2 protein-coding genes are annotated in these 18,900 nt (G+C 73.7%); both read left to right on the top strand.

The window, feature by feature from the left end; translation table 11 throughout:
• Nucleotides 1–16: 16 nt before the first annotated feature.
• Nucleotides 17–11,911 (top strand): SDR family NAD(P)-dependent oxidoreductase, encoded by an 11,895-nt coding sequence (locus ACFY1P_RS29760; RefSeq protein ID WP_390752372.1) that lies wholly within the window; start codon nt 17–19, stop codon nt 11,909–11,911.
• An 85-nt stretch (nt 11,912–11,996) separates the two neighbouring features.
• A partial coding sequence (locus ACFY1P_RS29755; protein ID WP_390752371.1) for a type I polyketide synthase occupies nt 11,997–18,900 on the top strand: 6,904 nt, incomplete at its 3' end.

Genomic DNA, 18,900 nt, shown 5'->3' with positions numbered 1-18,900 from the left:
GGGAGACAGAGCGCACATGGTGAGCCAAGAGAAACTGGTCGACTACCTCAAGCGCGTCTCCGCGGACCTGCACGCCACCCGGCAGCGGCTGCGCGAGGCGGAGGAGCGCGACCAGGAACCGGTCGCCGTCGTCCAGATGGCCTGCCGCTACCCCGGCGGTGTGCGCACCCCCGAGGACCTGTGGGAGCTGGTCGCCGCGGGCGGCCACGCCCTGGGCGCCTTCCCCGACAACCGGGGCTGGGACCTGGCACGCCTCTTCCACCCCGACCCCGACCACCCGGGCACCACCTACGCGAGCGAGGGCGGCTTCCTCCACGACGCCGACCTCTTCGACCCGGAGTTCTTCGGCATCAGCCCGCGCGAGGCCCAGGCCCTCGACCCGCAGCAGCGGCTTCTCCTGGAGTGCGCCTGGGAAGCCCTCGAACGCGCGGGCATCGACCCGCAGTCGCTCCAGGGCAGCCGCACCGGCGTCTACGCGGGCGCCGCCCTGCCCGGCTTCGGCACCCCGCACATCGACCTCGAGGCCGAGGGCCACCTCGTCACCGGCAACGCCCCCAGCGTGCTCTCCGGCCGCCTCGCCTACACCTTCGGTCTCGAGGGACCGGCCGTCACGATCGACACCGCCTGCTCGTCGTCCCTGGTCGCCGTGCACCTGGCGGCCCACGCGCTGCGCCGCCGCGAGTGCGACCTCGCCCTCGCGGGCGGTGTGACGGTGATGACCACGCCGTACGTCTTCACCGAGTTCTCCCGGCAGCGGGGCCTGGCCGCCGACGGGCGGTGCAAGCCGTTCGCGGCCGCCGCCGACGGCACCGCCTTCTCCGAGGGCGCGGGCCTGCTGGTGCTCGAACGCCTCTCCGACGCCCGCCGCAACGGGCACGAGGTCCTCGCGGTGATCCGGGGTTCGGCCGTCAACCAGGACGGCGCCAGCAACGGCCTGACCGCCCCGAACGGGCCCTCCCAGCAGCGCGTCATCCGCGCCGCACTCGCCGGGGCGCGGCTCTCGCCCGCCGAGGTCGACGCCGTCGAGGCGCACGGCACCGGGACGAAGCTCGGCGACCCCATCGAGGCACAGGCACTCCTCGCGACGTACGGCCAGGAACGGCACGAGGACCGGCCGCTGTGGCTCGGCTCGGTCAAGTCCAACATCGGCCACACACAGGGCGCGGCCGGAGCGGCCGGCCTCATCAAGATGATCCTGGCGCTGCGCCACGGCATGCTGCCGCCCACCGTGAACGTCGACCGGCCGACCCCGCACGCCGACTGGGAGTCGGGCGCGGTACGCCTGCTCACCGAGCCGGTGACCTGGCCGCGTGGGGAGCGGGTACGCCGCGCGGGCATCTCGTCCTTCGGCATCTCCGGGACGAACGCGCACCTGATCCTGGAGGAGCCGCCCGCGGCTGACGCCGAGCCTGCCGAAGGCGGCCCTTCCCCGGATGCCCTCACCGCCGCTCCCGGCCGTAACGACACGGCCGCCGCGGGCACTTCGGTCCGGGAAGCCCGGCCGCAGCTGCCCTGGCTCCTCTCCGCCCGCACCGCGCCTGCCCTGCGCGCGCAGGCCGAGGCCCTCGCCGGACACCTCGCCGGTCACGAGGACGTCTCCGCCGCCGACGTCGGCGGCACCCTGCTGCGCCGCTCCCTCTTCGAGCACCGGGCCGTGGTGCTCGGCGCGGACCGCGGCGAGCGCGCCGAGGCGCTGGCAGCGCTGGCCACGGGCCGTACCCATCCGGCACTCACGCGCGGCGCGGGCCCGGCCCGTGCCGGAGGCGCCGCCTTCCTCTTCACCGGCCAGGGCAGCCAGCGCCCCGGCATGGGCGCCCGGCTCCACCGCACCTTCGGCACCTTCGCCGAAGCTCTCGACGAGATCTGCGCCCACCTGGACCCGCTGCTCGAACAGCCGCTGCGCGAGGCCCTGTTCGCCGAGGCCGGAACCGAGCAGGCGGCCTCCCTGAACCGCACCGGCCTGACCCAGGCCGCCCTCTTCGCCCTCGAAGTGGCGCTGTACCGCCTGGTCACCTCCTTCGGGGTCACCCCGAGCCACCTGACCGGCCACTCCGTCGGCGAGATATCCGCCGCGCACGTGGCCGGAGTGCTCTCACTCCCGGACGCCTGCGCGCTGGTCGCCGCCCGGGGACGGCTGATGCAGGCCCTCCCGGCGGGCGGCGCCATGCTCGCCGTCCAGGCCGCCGAGCACGACGTGCTCCCACTCCTCGCCGGCCAGGAGGAACACCTCTCGCTCGCCGCCGTCAACGGCCCCACCGCCGTCGTCGTGTCCGGCGCCGCCGACGCCGTCACCGAGCTCGAACAGAACCTGCGCGGGCGCGGCCACAAGACCAAGCGCCTCAACGTCAGCCACGCCTTCCACTCGCCCCTGATCGAGCCGATGCTGGACGAATTCCGGCGCGTGGCCCAAGGACTGACCTACCACCCGCCGAAGATCCCCGTCGTCTCCAACCTCACCGGCGAACTCGCCGGCCCCGGCCTCCTGACCGACGCCGAATACTGGGTGCGGCACGTCCGGCAGCCGGTGCGCTTCCACGACGGGCTGCGCACCCTCCACGGCCAGGGCGTCGTGCGCTACCTCGAACTGGGACCCGACCCCGTCCTCGCCACCATGGTCCAGGACTGCCTCCCGGCCCCGGCGCCCGACGAGGAACCCGGGCCCGTCGTCACCACCGCCCTGCGCACCGGACACGACGAGGACCGCACCCTGCTCGCGGCCCTCGCCGCGCTCCACACCGACGGGCAGCCGGCCGACTTCACGACGCTCTTCCCCGACGACACCGAGCGGCTGCCGCTGCCGACCTACCGCTTCCAGCGCCGCCGCTACTGGCGCACCGCACCGGACGGCACGGCCCCGGCCCGCGCCGCCGACCTCACCGCAACCGGCCACCCGCTGCTGCCCGCCGTCATCCGGCAGGCCGACGGCGGCCTGCTCCTCGCCGGGCGCCTCTCCCTGTGTACGCACCCCTGGCTCGCCGACCACAGCATCGCCGGAAGCGTCCCGCTGCCCGGCACCGCCTTCCTCGAACTCGCCCTGCTCGCCGGGCGCTACGCCGACTGCGACACCGTCGACGACCTGACGCTGGAAACCCCGCTGCTGCTCGACGACACCGGCACCGTCAGCGTCCAGCTCGCCCTCGGCGCCCCGGACGCCTCCGGCCGCCGCACCCTGACCATCCACGCCCGCCCCGCCGACGACACCGAGGACGACGACGCGGAGGCGGAGAGCACGCACGGCTGGCGCCGCCACGCCACCGGCGTCCTGACCACGGGCGAGGCCACCACGCCGCCCGCCACCGACACCGCGCCCTGGCCACCCGCCGACGCGACCGTCCTCGACACCGACGCGCTGTACGCCCGCCTCGACGAACAGGGCTACAGCTACGGCCCCGCCTTCCGCGCCGTCCACGCGGCCTGGCGGCACGGCGACGACCTCTACGCGGACGTCCGCCTCGACGACGAACAGCTCTCCGACGCCGCACACTTCACGCTCCACCCCGCGCTCCTCGACGCCGCGCTGCACGCCGTCGACGAGCTCTACGGCGCGGGCGACGACACCTCACCGGTGCGCCTCCCCTTCTCCTTCGGCCAGGTCCGCCACTACGCGACCGGCGCGACCCGGCTGCGGGTCCGCCTCAGCGGCCAGGGCGCCGACCGGCTGCGGCTGAGCCTCAGCGACCCCGACGGCGCGCCCGTCGCCACCGTCGACACGCTCCAACTGCGGCTGATCCCCGCCGATCGCTGGCGCTCCCGACGCCCCACCGGGACACCCCTGCACCACGTGGAATGGCAGCCGCTGCCCCTTCCCGCCGACGGACCGACCGCCGGGACCTGGGCCGTGCTCGGCGCGGAGGGCACGGACCTCGTCCCCGGCACGCACCACCGGGACCTGGCCGCGCTGACGGCAGCGGTCGCGGCAGGCGACCCTGTCCCCGACCTCGTCCTCGCCCCCGTCCTGCCCACCGGCCCGGACGACGTCCCCGCGCGGGCGCGGGCCCACGCCCACGCCACCTTGAACCTGCTGCGCGACTGGCTGACCTCCGACACCCTCGCCCCGGCCCGGCTCGTCGTCCTCACCACGGGCGCGGTCGCCGCCCACCCGGACGACGCCCCGGCCGACCTGGCCACCGCCCCGCTGTGGGGCCTGGTCCGCGCTGCCCAGGCCGAACAGCCGGACCGGATCCTGCTCCTGGACATCGACCAGGACGCCGCCACCCGCCGCACGGTGCCCGCCGCCGTGTCCGCGGCGACGGCCCAGGCCGAAACGGAGCTGGCCCTGCGCGCCGGCACGGCCCTGGTGCCGCGCCTCGCCGTGACGAGCCCCGCCCCCGGGGACGCACCGGAGCCGGAGGACGCCCGGCAGGGCCCCTCCGTACGGCACCTCGACCCCGAAGGCACCGTCCTCGTCACCGGTGGCACCGGCGGCCTCGGCCGGGCCACCGCCCGCCACCTGGCCACCGCGCACGGAGCCCGGCACCTGCTGCTCGTCAGCCGGCGCGGCGAGGCCGCCGAGGGACTCGCGGACCTGCGGAGCGAACTGGAGGCAGAAGGCGTCGACATCCGCGTGGCGGCCTGCGACATCACCGACCCCGACGCGCTGCCCCGGCTCCTCGCCGGCATCCCCGCGGCCCACCCGCTGACCGCCGTCGTCCACACCGCGGGCGTCATCGACGACACCCTCGTCACCGCCATGACCCCCGAGCAGCTGGACGCCGTCCTGGCCCCGAAGGTGGACGCGGCCTGGCAGCTCCACGAACTGACCCGGGACCTGGACCTCGCCGCCTTCGTCCTGTTCTCCTCCGGCGCCTCCGTCCTCGGCAACGGCGGCCAGGCCAACTACGCGGCCGCCAACACCTTCCTCAACGCCCTGGCAGCACACCGCCGCGCCCACGGCCTCGCCGCCACCTCCCTGGCCTGGGGCCTGTGGGAGTCCGCGAGCGGCGGCATGGCGGCAAGGCTCGGCGAGACCGACCGCGCCCGCATCCACCGCACCGGCGTGGCCGCACTCACCGACGACGCGGCCCTCGCCCTCTTCGACGCGGCCCTGACCGCCCCGCACGCCACCGTCCTCGCCACCCGCTTCGACCGGTCCGTCCTGCGCGGGCAGGCCGCCGCCCACACGCTGCCGTCCGTCCTGCGCGGCCTCGTCCGCACTCCCAGGCCCCGGGCCACGGCGGCCGCCACCGGCGAGGGGGCGGCGCCCACTTCGTGGAGCGCCCGCCTGGCCGCGCTGTCCGCAGCCGACCGCGACCGCGCCCTGGGCGACCTGGTCCGCGAGCAGATCGCGACCGTGCTGGCCCTCCCCTCGCCCGAGGCCGTCGAACCGAGCCGTGCCTTCCACGAGTTGGGCTTCGACTCGCTGACCGCCCTGGAGCTGCGCAACCGCCTCTCGACGGCCACCGGCATCCGGCTCCCCGCCACCCTGATCTTCGACCACCCCACCCCCGGGGCCCTCGTACGCCACCTGCGCACCCACCTGCCGGACGCCGCCCCGGCGGCCCCCGCGCCGGCGGTGCGCGGCGCGGCCACCGACGACGACCCCATCGCCATCATCGGCATGGCCTGCCGCTACCCCGGCGGCGTCACCTCGCCCGAGCAGCTCTGGCAGCTCGTCGCCACCGGCACGGACGCCATCGGCCCCTTCCCCGACGACCGGGGCTGGGACGTGAGCGGACTCTTCGACCCCGACCCCGACCAGGTCGGCCACAGCTACACCCGCGAGGGCGGATTCCTCTACGACGCCGCCCAGTTCGACGCCGGTTTCTTCGGCATCAGCCCGCGCGAGGCCGCCGCCACCGACCCGCAGCAGCGGCTGCTCCTCGAATGCGCCTGGCACGCCTTCGAGGACGCGGGCATCGACCCGGCCGCCGTGCGCGGCACCCCGTGCGGCGTCATCACCGGGATCATGTACGACGACTACGGATCCCGCTTCCTCGCCCACAAGCCGGACGGCTACGAGGGCCGCATCATGACCGGCAGCACACCGAGCGTGGCCTCCGGCCGGGTCGCCTACACCTTCGGCCTCGAAGGCCCCGCCATCACCGTCGACACCGCCTGCTCCTCCTCCCTCGTGGCGATGCACCTCGCGGCCGACGCGCTGCGGCGCGGCGAGTGCACACTGGCCCTGGCCGGCGGCGTGACCGTGATGGCCACGCCCAACACCTTCGTGGAGTTCTCCCGCCAGCGCGGCCTCGCCCCCGACGGCCGCTGCAAGCCCTTCGCCGCCGGCGCCGACGGCACCGGCTGGGGCGAGGGCGCGGGCCTCGTCCTGCTGGAGCGCCTCTCCGACGCCCGGCGCAACGGCCACGACGTCCTCGCGATCCTGCGCGGATCGGCGGTCAACCAGGACGGCGCGAGCAACGGCATGACCGCGCCCAACGGCCCCTCGCAGGAGCGCGTCATCCGCGCCGCCCTGGCCGGGGCGGGCCAGAGCCCCGACCTGATCGACGTCGTCGAGGCCCACGGCACGGGCACCACGCTCGGCGACCCCATCGAGGCACAGGCCCTCCTGGCGACGTACGGCCAAGGGCGCCCCGAGGACCGGCCGTTGTGGCTCGGCTCGATCAAGTCGAACATCGGCCACACCCAGGCGGCCGCCGGTGTCGCCGGTGTGATCAAGATGGTGATGGCGCTCCGCCACGAGCTGCTGCCCGCCTCCTTGCACGCGGACGAGCCGACCCCGCACGTCGAATGGTCCTCCGGCGCCGTCCGTCTCCTGACCGAGCCGGTCCCGTGGGCCCGTGGCGAGCGCACGCGCCGGGCAGGCGTGTCCTCGTTCGGCATCTCCGGGACGAACGCACACCTGATCCTGGAGGAACCGCCACTGCCGGTGGAGCAGGAGGCCCCGCAGCCCGGGGACGCGGTGATGCCGTGGGTCGTCTCCGGCCGCACAGCGGAGGCGCTGCGCGACCAGGCCCGCCGACTGGACGACTTCCTCGCCGGGGACACCGCTGCCACCGCGACGGAGGTGGGCTGGTCCCTGGCCACGACACGCTCGGTCTTCGAGCACCGCGCCGTGGTGGTGGGCCGGAACCAGGACGAGCTGACGGCCGGGCTGAACGCGTTGGCCGCGGGCGAGGCTTCGCCCGATGTGGTGTCCGGCGTGGCCGGCATGACGGGGCCCGGTCCCGTGCTGGTGTTTCCTGGGCAGGGCTCGCAGTGGGTGGGCATGGGTGCCCAACTGCTCGATGAATCAACGGTGTTCGCGGATCGCATCGCCGAGTGTGAGGAGGCGCTGTCGCCGTATGTGGACTGGTCGCTGACGGAGGTGTTGCGCGGGAACGGTGACGCACTGTCGCGGGTGGAGGTGGTGCAGCCGGTTCTGTGGGCGGTCATGGTCTCTCTTGCCGCTGTATGGGCCGACTGCGGCGTGACCCCCGCCGCGGTGATCGGCCACTCGCAGGGCGAGATGGCGGCCGCGTGTGTGGCCGGTGCGTTGTCGTTGGAGGACGCGGCGCGGATTGTCGCCGTGCGCAGTGATGCTCTGCGGCAGTTGGCCGGGCGTGGTGCGATGGCTTCGCTCGCCGTCGGCGCGGAGCTGGCTGCGGAGCTCATCGACGGGCACCCTGGAGTGGGCATTGCTGCTGTGAACGGTCCGTCCTCGACGGTGATTTCGGGCCCTCCGGAGCAGACTGCGACAGTGGTCGCGGAGGCCGAGGCGCGTGGGTTCCGCGCCCGTCTCATCGATGTGGATTACGCTTCGCACGGCCCTCAGGTGGACGAGATCGCCGGCCTGCTGGCCGACCGTCTGGCCGGCATCGAGCCGCAAGCCACCGATGTCGCCTTTTACTCCACGGTCACGGCCGAGCGGATCAACTCCGGCGCGCTGACCTCGGACTACTGGGTCACCAACCTGCGGCAGCCGGTCCGTTTCGCGGACACCGTCGAGGCCCTCCTCGCCGATGGCTACCGCGTCTTCGTCGAGGCGAGCCCTCACCCGGTCCTGAACATGGGTATGGAGGAGACCATTGAGCAGGTGGATGTCTCCGCCACAGTGGTGCCGACCCTGCGCCGCGACCACGGTGGTGTAGCTCAGCTCGCCCGTGCTGTGGCCCAGGCGTTCGCGGCCGGTGTCGACGTCGACTGGCGGCGCTTCTTCCCGGCCGAGCCCACCCCCCGTACCGTCGCCCTGCCCACGTACGCCTTCCAGCACCAGCACTACTGGCTCGACGCACCCACCCAGCTCACCGGCGACCCGGCCGACCTCGGCATGGCCGCCTCCGGGCACCCCGTACTCGCCGCCAGTGTGGAACTCGCCGACACCGACGCGTACGTACTGACCGGACGGCTCACCCGCGAAGCGCCCTCCTGGCTGTCGGAGCACATGGTGGGCGGGACGGTCCTGGTGCCGGGCGCCGCGCTCGTGGAGTGGGCGCTGCGGGCCGCCGACGAGGCAGGCTGTTCCACCCTGGAGGAGCTGACGCTCCAGGCACCGCTCGTACTGCCCGAATCCGGTGGCCTGTCCGTGCAGGTGGCCGTGGACGCCGCCGACGAGCAGGGCCGGCGTGACGTACGCGTCCACTCCCGCCCGGACCGGCCGGGCGCGGGCACGTGGACGTGCCACGCCGTCGGCGTGCTGAGCCCCGAACCGACAGCCGTGCCGGACCGGATGGGCGAGCAGTGGCCCCCTGCGGGTGCCGAGGCGGTGGACGTCGCGGACTTCTACGCGCGGGCCGCGGAAGCCGGCTACGGCTACGGGCCGGCGTTCCAGGGCGTACGGGCGCTGTGGCGGCACGGCGACGACCTGCTCGCCGAGGTCGCCCTGCCCGAACAGGCCGGTGACGCGGGCGGTTCCGGCATCCACCCGGCCCTCCTCGACGCCGCCCTGCACCCGCTGCTCCTCGTCGACCGGCCCGAGGACGGGCGGATGTGGCTGCCGTTCGCGTGGAGCGGCGTATCGCTCCACGCCGAGCAGGCCACTCACGTCCGCGTCCGGCTGTCCCCGCAAGGGGAGTCGGCCGAGCGGGATCTGCGGGTCTCGATCGCCGACGGCACAGGCGCGCCCGTCCTCGACGCGGAGTCCCTGACCTTGCGGGCGGCCGACCCCGCGCAGTTGGCGACCGCTCGCGATGCCGACGGTCTTCACGCAGTGGAGTGGACGCCGCTTCCGGTGCCGGAGCTGGACGCATCGGGTGGCGACGCCTGGGTCATGCTCGCGGACGGCGAGGGCCTGGCCGGTGTGGTGCGGGACGATGGCGATGTGCCGTGGGCGGTGGTCGTCCCGGTCGAGGCCGGTGACGGTCTGGCGACGGCGGGGCGGGCACTGGCCTTGGTCCAGGAGTTCCTGGCCGTGCCGGAGCTGGCTGATTCCCGGCTGGTGTTGGTGACGCGCGGTGCCGTGGCCACCGTCGACGGCGCTGATGTCGATCCGGCGGCCGCGTCCGTCTGGGGTCTGGTGCGCAGCGCGCAGTCCGAGCACCCGGGCCGCTTCGCCCTTGTGGACGCGGACGGTGACGACCTCCCGCCGGCCGTCCTGCGACACGTCGTCGAGAAGCAGGACGAGCCCCAACTCGCCCTGCGCGACGGCGGCGTTCTCGTCCCGAGGATGCTGCCCGCGGGGGCCGCCACGGAGCTGGTCCCGCCGGTGGGCGCCCCCGCCTGGCGGCTGGGCACCGTGGGCACCGCCACCGTCGAGAGCCTGTCGGTGATCGAGGCCCCCGAGGCGCTCGCACCGCTGGAGCCCGGCCAGGTGCGGATCTCCGTACGGGCGGCGGGCATGAACTTCCGCGACGTCCTGATCGCCCTGGGCATGTACCCCGACAAGGGCACCTTCGCGGGCAGCGAGGGCGCCGGCTATGTGACGGAGGTCGGCCCCGGCGTGACGGGTCTGTCCGTCGGCGACCGCGTGATGGGCCTGTTCGAGGGCGCCTTCGCGCCGGTGGCGATCGCGGACGCGCGGATGGTCGTGCCGGTGCCCGAGGGCTGGAGCCTTCGGGAGGCCGCGGCGGTGCCCGTGGTGTTCCTGACGGCCTGGTACGGCCTCGTGGACCTGGGCCGCCTCGCGGCGGGCGAGTCGCTGCTCATCCACGCCGGTACCGGCGGCGTGGGCATGGCCGCCACCCAGATCGCCCGCCACCTGGGTGCCGAGGTGTACGCCACCGCGAGCCCCGCCAAGCACGCCGTGCTGGAGGAGATGGGCATCGACGCCGCCCATCGGGCCTCCTCCCGTGACCTCGGCTTCGAGCACGTCCTGCGGGAGGCCACCGGCGGCCGGGGCATGGACGTCGTGCTCCACAGCCTGGCGGGCGAGTTCACCGACGCTTCCCTGCGGCTGCTCGCCGACGGCGGACGCATGGTCGACATGGGCAAGACCGACAAGCGCGACCCCGACCGGGTCGCGGCCGACCATGCGGGCGCCTGGTACCGGGCCTTCGACCTCGTGCCGCACGCCGGGCCGGACCGGATCGGGGAGATGCTGGCGGAGATGGGCGAGCTGTTCGCCTCCGGGGTGCTGAAGCCGCTGCCGGTCAGGGCATGGCCGCTCGGCCGGGCGCGCGAGGCGTTCCGCTACATGAGCCAGGCCAAACACACCGGCAAGCTGGCCCTGGAGATCCCGCCGCCCCTCGACCCCGAGGGTACGGTCCTGATCACCGGTGGTACGGGAGTGCTCGGCGGGGCGGTCGCGGAGCACCTCGTACGCGCATGGGGCGTACGGCACCTGCTCCTCGCCGGACGGCGCGGCACGGACGCGCCGGGGGCGAGCGAACTGGTCGAGCGCATCGGGCAGTTGGGCGCCGAGGTTTCCGTCGTCGCGGCCGACGTGAGCGACCCCGAGTCCGTGGCCGAGCTGATCGGCAAGATCGACCCGGCCCACCCGCTCACCGGTGTCGTGCACGCGGCGGGCGTCCTGGACGACGCCGTCGTCACCGCGCAGACCCCCGACAGCCTGGCCAGGGTGTGGGCGGGCAAGGCCGCCGCCGCGCACCACCTGCACGAGGCGACCCGGCATCTGCGCCTCGGCCTGTTCGCCGTGTTCTCCTCCGCGGCGGCGACGCTGGGCAGCCCGGGGCAGGCCAACTACGCCGCGGCGAACGCCTACTGCGACGCGTTGATCCAGCACCGCCGGGCCTCCGGACTGCCGGGGCTGTCCGTCGGCTGGGGGCTCTGGGAGACCGCCAGCGACATGACCGGACACCTCGGCGAGACGGACCTGGCGCGCATGAAGCGCACCGGGTTCACGCCCCTGACCACCGAGGGCGGCCTGGCCCTGCTCGACGCCGCCCGCGCACACGGCCGCCCGCACCTCGTGGCGGTCGACTTCGACGCGCGAGCCGTCGCCGCGCAGCCCGCCGCATCCCGGCCCGCCCTCCTGCGGGCCCTGGCCACCACGGTGCCGGGAGGCCGCGACCGGCGCCCCACCGCCGCCACCGGCGCGCCCTCCGGGGACGGCCTCGCCGACCGGCTCGCGGGACTGCCCGTCCCCGAACGGCAGCGCCTGCTGCTCGATCTCGTACGCGGAAACGTCGCCGGAGTCCTCGGCCACACCGATCGCGACGCCATCCGCCCGGACACCTCGTTCAAGGAACTCGGCTTCGACTCCCTCACCGCCGTGGAACTACGCAACCGGCTCTCGGCCGCCACCGGCCTGAAGCTGCCCGCCGGGCTCGTCTTCGACTACCCGGAGAGCGCCGCCCTCGTCGACCACCTCCTGACCCTCCTGTCACCCGACGGCGCGCCCGCGCCTCTGAAGGACGCGGCCGACCCGGTCCTGAGCGACCTCGGCCGGATCGAGTCCGGCCTGGACACGCTCGCGCTGGACGAGGAGGCGCGCGGCCGGATCACCCGGCGGCTCAACGCCCTGCTGACGAAGCTGAACGGCGTGGACCGCACCGCCGGCGGCGCGACGGAGCTGGACGCGCTCGACGACGTCTCCGACGACGAGATGTTCGCGTTCATCGACCGGGAGCTGTGATGCGCCTCGTTCAGGAGCAGCTCTGACATCCCTTGACCGGTGGCCCGCCCTTCCGTGCCCCTCGCTGATGGAGAAGTGACGTTCGATGCCGAGTGCTGAACCGACTACCGAAGAGAAGCTTCGCCAGTATCTGAAGCGGGTGACAGTCGACCTCGGGCAGACCCGCCAGCGCCTGCGCGAGGTGGAGGAGCGCTACCAGGAACCGGTCGCGATCGTCTCCATGGCCTGCCGCTTCCCGGGCGGCACCCGCTCGCCCGAGGCGCTGTGGGAGCTGATCGCCGAAGGCGGCGACGCCATCGGCGCGTTCCCCACCGACCGCGGGTGGGACCTGGACGGCCTCTACCACCCCGATCCCGAGCACCCGGGCACCAGCTACGTCCGCCACGGCGGATTCCTCTACGACGCACCCGGCTTCGACGCCTCCTTCTTCGGCATCAGCCCGCGCGAGGCGCTGGCCATGGACCCGCAGCAGCGGGTGCTCATGGAGACCGCCTGGGAGCTCCTGGAACGGGCCGGCATCGACCCGGCCACCCTGAAGCTCAGCCCCACCGGCGTCTATGTCGGCGCGGGCGTCCCGGGCTTCGGCAGTGGCCAGGCCGACAGGTCGGTGGAGGGACACCTGCTGACCGGCAACGCCCTGAGCGTCCTGTCGGGCCGCGTGTCCTTCACCCTCGGCCTCGAAGGCCCCGCGGTCAGCGTCGACACGGCGTGCTCCTCGTCGCTGGTGGCCATGCACCTGGCGGCGCAGGCGCTGCGCCAGGGCGAGTGCAGCCTCGCCCTGGCGGGCGGCGTGACCGTGATGTCGACCCCGGGCATGTTCACGGAGTTCTCCCGCCAGCGCGGCCTCTCGCCCGACGGCCGCTGCAAGCCGTTCGCCGCGACGGCCGACGGCACCGGCTTCTCCGAGGGCGTCGGCCTGATCCTGCTGGAGCGCCTGTCGGACGCGCGCCGCAACGGGCACAAGGTCCTCGCCCTCCTGCGGGGTTCGGCCGTCAACCAGGACGGTGCGAGCAACGGCCTCACCGCCCCCAACGGCCCCTCGCAGGAGCGCGTCATCCGCGCCGCCCTGGCCAACGCGGGCCTGGGCGCCGCCGAGGTGGACGCCGTGGAGGCGCACGGCACCGGCACCAGGCTGGGCGACCCCATCGAGGCCGGGGCCCTGCTCGCCACCTACGGCCGCGACCGCGACGACGACCGCCCGCTGTGGCTCGGCTCGGTGAAGTCCAACATCGGCCACCCCCAGGGCGCCGCCGGCGTCGCCGGTGTGATCAAGATGGTGATGGCCCTCCAGCGCGAACTGCTGCCCGCCACCCTGCACGCCGACGAGCCGACCCCGCACGTCGACTGGTCCTCCGGCTCCGTCCGGCTCCTGACCGAGCCCGTGCCCTGGGCCCGTGGCGAGCGGCCGCGCCGGGCGGGAGTGTCCGCGTTCGGGATGTCCGGGACGAACGCGCATGTGATCCTGGAGGAGCCGCCGGAGGCCGACGCCACGGTCGATGCGCCGGAGCCCGAGCCGGGTGCGGTAGTGCCGTGGGTGGTGTCCGGACGGACCGGTGAGGCGTTGCGGGAGCAGGCTCGTCGGTTGGGTGTGTTCGCGTCGGAGGAGTCCTCTCTGCTGGATGTGGGCTGGTCGTTGGCGACGTCGCGGTCGGCTTTCGAGCACCGGGCCGTGGTGGTGGGGCGGGATCGTGCTCAGGCGGTCGCGGCTCTTGAGGCGCTGGCGGCGGGTGAGGTCGCGCCGGATGTGGTGTCCGGGGTGGCGGGGGATGTGGGTCCGGGGCCTGTGCTGGTGTTTCCGGGGCAGGGGTCGCAGTGGGTGGGCATGGGTGCCCAACTGCTCGATGAATCGCCGGTGTTCGCGGCGCGTATTGCTGAGTGTGAGCGGGCGTTGTCGCCGTATGTGGACTGGTCGCTGACGGAGGTGTTGCGCGGCGGTGGCGAGGAGCTGTCGCGGGTGGAGGTGGTGCAGCCGGTTCTGTGGGCGGTGATGGTTTCTCTTGCTGCCGTCTGGGCCGAGTACGGGATCAGGCCTGCCGCGGTGATCGGCCACTCGCAGGGTGAGATGGCGGCTGCGTGTGTGGCCGGTGCGTTGTCGTTGGAGGACGCGGCGCGGATTGTCGCCGTGCGCAGTGATGCTCTGCGGCAGTTGGCCGGGCGTGGCGCGATGGCTTCGCTGGGGGTGGGCCGGGAGGTGGCTGCCGAGCTCATCGACGGGCACGCCGGGGTGGGTATCGCTGCTGTGAACGGCCCTTCGTCCACCGTGATCTCCGGACCTCCGGAGCAGGTGGCTGCCGTCGTGGCCGACACGCAGGGGCGCGAGCTCCGCGCCCGTCTCATCGATGTGGATTACGCCTCGCACGGCCCCCAGGTCGACGGGATCGCGGATCTGCTGGCCGATCGTCTGGCCGGTATCGAGCCGCAAGCTACCGATGTCGCGTTCTACTCCACGGTCACGGCCGAGCGGGTCAACTCCGAGGTGCTGTCCTCGGATTACTGGGTCACGAATCTGCGGCAGCCGGTCCGTTTCGCGGACACGGTCGAGGCCCTGCTGGCGGATGGCTACCGCGTCTTCGTCGAGGCGAGCCCTCACCCGGTCCTGAACATGGGTATGGAGGAGACCATCGAGCAGGCGGGTGTCTCCGCCACGGTGGTGCCCACCCTGCGCCGCGACCATGGGGACACTCTTCAGCTGACGCGGTCCGCCGCGCACGCGTTCACGGTGGGTGCGGACGTGGACTGGCGGCGCTGGTTCCCCACCGAGCCGGCGCCTCGTACGGTCGACCTGCCCACGTACGCCTTCCAGCACCAGCGCTACTGGCTCGCCCCCTCCGGCGGGCGGGCAGGCGACCCCGCCGGGCTCGGGCTCGCCGCGTCGGGGCATCCGCTCCTGGGTGCCTCGGTGGGCCTGGCCAGCGGGGACGTCCAGCTGTTGAGCGGCCGGGTGTCGCGGCAGTCGGGCGCCTGGCTCGACGATCACGTCGTGGCGGGCCAGGCCCTCGTGCCCGGTGCCGCGCAGGTGGAGTGGGTGCTGCGGGCCGCCGACGAGGCGGGCTGCCCCACCCTGGAGGAGCTGACCCTCCAGGCGCCGCTCGTGCTCCCCGCCTCCGGGGGCCTGCAGATCCAGGTCGTCGTGCACGCCGCCGACACGCGTGGCCGCCGTGACGTCCAGGTGTTCTCGCGCCCCGATGACGACGACGCCTTCGGTTCGACGCACCCATGGACCTGCCACGCGGCCGGGCTGCTCAGCCCCGAACCGGCCGGCCGCGACGCGGGGATGCTCGACGGTGCCTGGCCCCCCGCCGACGCCGAAGCGGTGGACGTCACGGACCTCTACGCACGAGCGGACCGGGCAGGATACGGCTACGGGCCGGCGTTCCGTGGCGTACGGGCGCTGTGGAAGCACGGCAGCGACGTACTGGCCGAGGTGTCGCTGCCCGAGGAAGCAGGCGACCCGGACGGCTTCGGCATCCACCCGGCACTGCTCGACGCCGTCCTCCAGCCGGCCGCGCTGCTCCTGCCGCCCTCCGACGGCGCGCGGATCTGGCTGCCGTTCGCCTGGAACGACGTGGAACTGCACGCCGTGCGGGCCACCACGGTCCGGGTGCGCATCGCGCCGCTCGGCGAAGGGGCCGAGCAGGGCGTACGGATCACCGTGGCCGACGCCGTCGGCGCCCCCGTGCTCACCGTGCGGGGCCTGCACTCGCGCCCGGCCGACATCGACCGGCTCACCGAGGCGGCGACTCGCGGCCCGCGAAGTGGCCTGTTCGACCTGGAGTGGGCCCCGTCGGCATCCGCCGCCGGGCAGCCGGAGGCCGAGGAAGGCACGTGGGTCGCCCTGGGCCAAAACGGCTCCGGCCTCGCGGATCTGATGGCGTCCGTCGAGGCGGGCGACCCGGCACCGCCGCTCGTGGCCGCCCCGGTAGAGCACGGCGCGGACGAGGACGGCCTGACGCTCGCCGCACAGATCCTCGACCTGGCACAGAACTGGCTCGCGTGCTCACAACTGTCCGACAGCCGACTGGTGTTGGTGACGACCGGCGCGACGGCGGCCGACGACGACACTGAGGTGGACGCGGCCGCAGCAGCCGTATGGGGTCTCATCCGCAGCGCCCAGTCGGAGAACCCCGGCCGCTTCACCCTCATCGACCTCGGCCCGGACGACACGCTCGCCACCGCCGTGGCAGCGGCGCGACACGTGGACGAGCCGCAACTGGCCGTGCGCGCCGACGAGATCCGCGTGCCCCGGCTGACCCGTGCCGACAGCACGCCGGAGAGCACCGCCGAGGACATCGACCCGGACGGCACCGTGCTCATCACCGGCGGCACGGGTGTGCTCGGCGGGGCGGTGGCTGAGCACCTCGTACGTGAATGGGGCGTACGGCACCTGCTCCTCGCCGGACGGCGCGGCACGGACGCGCCGGGCGCGAGCGAGCTCGTCGAGCGTATCGGACAGTTGGGTGCCGAGGCGTCCGTCGTGGCGGCCGACGTGAGTGACCCCGCCGCGGTCGCCGAACTGCTCGCGGGGATCGACCCCGCCCACCCGCTCACCGGTGTGGTGCACGCCGCGGGCGTCCTGGACGACGCCGTCGTCACCGCGCAGACCCCCGAGAGCCTGGCCAAGGTGTGGTCGGCCAAGGCGGCTGCCGCGCACCACCTGCACGAAGCGACACGTGACCTGCCACTCGGGTTCTTCGTGGTCTTCTCCTCGGCGGCAGCGATACTGGGCAGCCCGGGCCAGGCCAACTACGCCGCCGCCAACGCCTATTGCGACGCGCTCATGCGCAACCGCCGCGCCCAGGGCCTCGCGGGCCTCTCCATCGGCTGGGGCCTGTGGCAGGCCACCAGCGACCTGACCGGACAGCTCAGCCAGACGGACCTGGCGCGCATGAAGCGCACCGGCTTCGCGCCCCTGACCACCGAGGGCGGCCTGGCCCTGCTCGACGCGGCCCGCGGCCACGGCCGCCCGTACGTCCTGGCGGCCGACCTCGACCCGCGCACGACGGCTGACGGCTTCTCCCCGCTGCTGCGCACCCTCGCCCCGCCCACCGCGCGACGCCGCGTGGCGGCCACCGGGGCGACCGACGGCGCGCTCGCCACCCGCCTCGCCGGCCTCGACGAGGAGGGCCGCCTCGCCGCCGTCACCGGCCTGGTACGCGAGTACGTCGCCGCGGTGCTCGGCCACGGCTCGGCGGCCCAGGTGAAGGTGGACGCCGCCTTCAAGGACCTGGGCTTCGACTCGCTGACGGCGGTGGAACTGCGCAACCGCCTGTCGGCCGCCAGCGATGTGCGACTGCCCGCGACGCTGGTCTTCGACCACCCCACGCCCGAGGCACTGGCCGCCTATCTGTGCACGCGGCTGGGTGGCCCGGTCGCCGCACCTGCTGTGCTTCCTGTGACCGTGGGGGTGGACGAGCCGATCGCCATCGTGTCCATGGCCTGCCGATTCCCGGGCGGGGTGTCCTCCGCCGACGAGCTGTGGGATCTGGTCGAGTCCGGGCAGGACGCGATGGGCGCCTTCCCCACCGACCGTGGCTGGGACCTCGACCGGCTCTTCCACCCCGACCCCGATCACCCCGGCACGAGCTACAGCGATCAGGGTGGGTTCCTTCATGACGCGGGTGATTTCGATGCGTCGTTCTTCGGGATCAGTCCGCGTGAGGCGTTGGCGATGGATCCGCAGCAGCGGTTGCTGTTGGAGGCGTCGTGGGAGGTGCTGGAGCGTGCGGGCATCGATCCGACTTCGCTGAAGGGCACGCTGACCGGTACGTACGTGGGTGTCATGTACCACGACTACGGCAAGGCATTCCCCGAGGCCGACGCCCAACTGGAGGGTTACGCCTATCTGGCGAGCTCGGGGAGTGTGGTCTCCGGCCGGGTCGCTTACACGCTGGGCCTGGAAGGCCCGGCGGTGACGGTCGACACCGCGTGCTCCTCTTCGCTCGTTGCGATTCACCTGGCGGCGCAGGCGTTGCGGCAGGGCGAGTGCGATCTGGCCCTCGCGGGTGGCGTGACGGTGATGGCCGACCCCGACGTGTTCGCGGGCTTCTCCCGCCAGCGTGGCCTGTCACCCGACGGCCGTTGCAAGCCGTACGCGGCAGCGGCGGACGGAGTCGGCTTCTCGGAGGGTGTCGGTCTGATCCTGCTGGAGCGTTTGTCGGATGCTCGGCGTCGTGGGCATCGGGTGTTGGGGGTGGTGCGTGGTTCGGCGGTGAATCAGGATGGTGCGAGTAATGGGTTGACTGCGCCGAATGGTCCGTCGCAGGAGCGGGTGATCCGGCAGGCGTTGGCGAGTGGTCGGCTGGTGGCGTCGGATGTGGATGTGGTGGAGGGGCACGGTACGGGGACGACGCTGGGTGATCCGATCGAGGCGCAGGCGTTGCTGGCTACGTATGGCCAGGGGCGGCCGGATGGGCGGCCGTTGTGGCTGGGGTCGGTGAAGTCCAACATCGGGCACACCCAGGCTGCTGCTGGTGTGGCGGGTGTGATCAAGATGGTGATGGCGATGCGGCGTGGGGTGGTGCCGGCGAGTTTGCATGTGGATGAGCCGTCGCCGCATGTGGACTGGGAGGCGGGGCCGGTCCGGCTGGTGTCGGAGGCGGTGCCGTGGCCTGAGTCGGATCGGCCGCGTCGGGCGGGGGTGTCGTCGTTCGGCGCGTCCGGTACCAATGCGCATTTGATCATTGAGCATGTTCCCGAGCCGGAGGAACCGGCAAGGGAGCTGGAGCCTGCTGATGGTCTGGTGCCGTGGGTGCTGTCGGCGCGCAGCCTGGAGGCGTTGCGCGAGCAGGCGCACCGCTTGAGCGAGGCTGTCACCGGAGCGGATCCGGCCGAGGTGGGTTGGTCGCTTCTGACGACGCGTGCGTCCCATGAGCACCGTGCTGTTGTGGTGGGTGCGGAGCGGGTGGGGGCGCTTGAGGCGTTGGCTGCGGGGGAGTCGCATCCGGCGTTGGTGGGCCCGGATGTTCCGCGTGCTGGCGAGATGGTGTGGT

The sequence above is a fragment of the Streptomyces sp. NPDC001407 genome (assembly GCF_042895325.1).
Taxonomy (GTDB): Bacteria; Actinomycetota; Actinomycetes; order Streptomycetales; family Streptomycetaceae; genus Streptomyces.
This window is presented reverse-complemented; position numbering and strand designations above follow the sequence as displayed.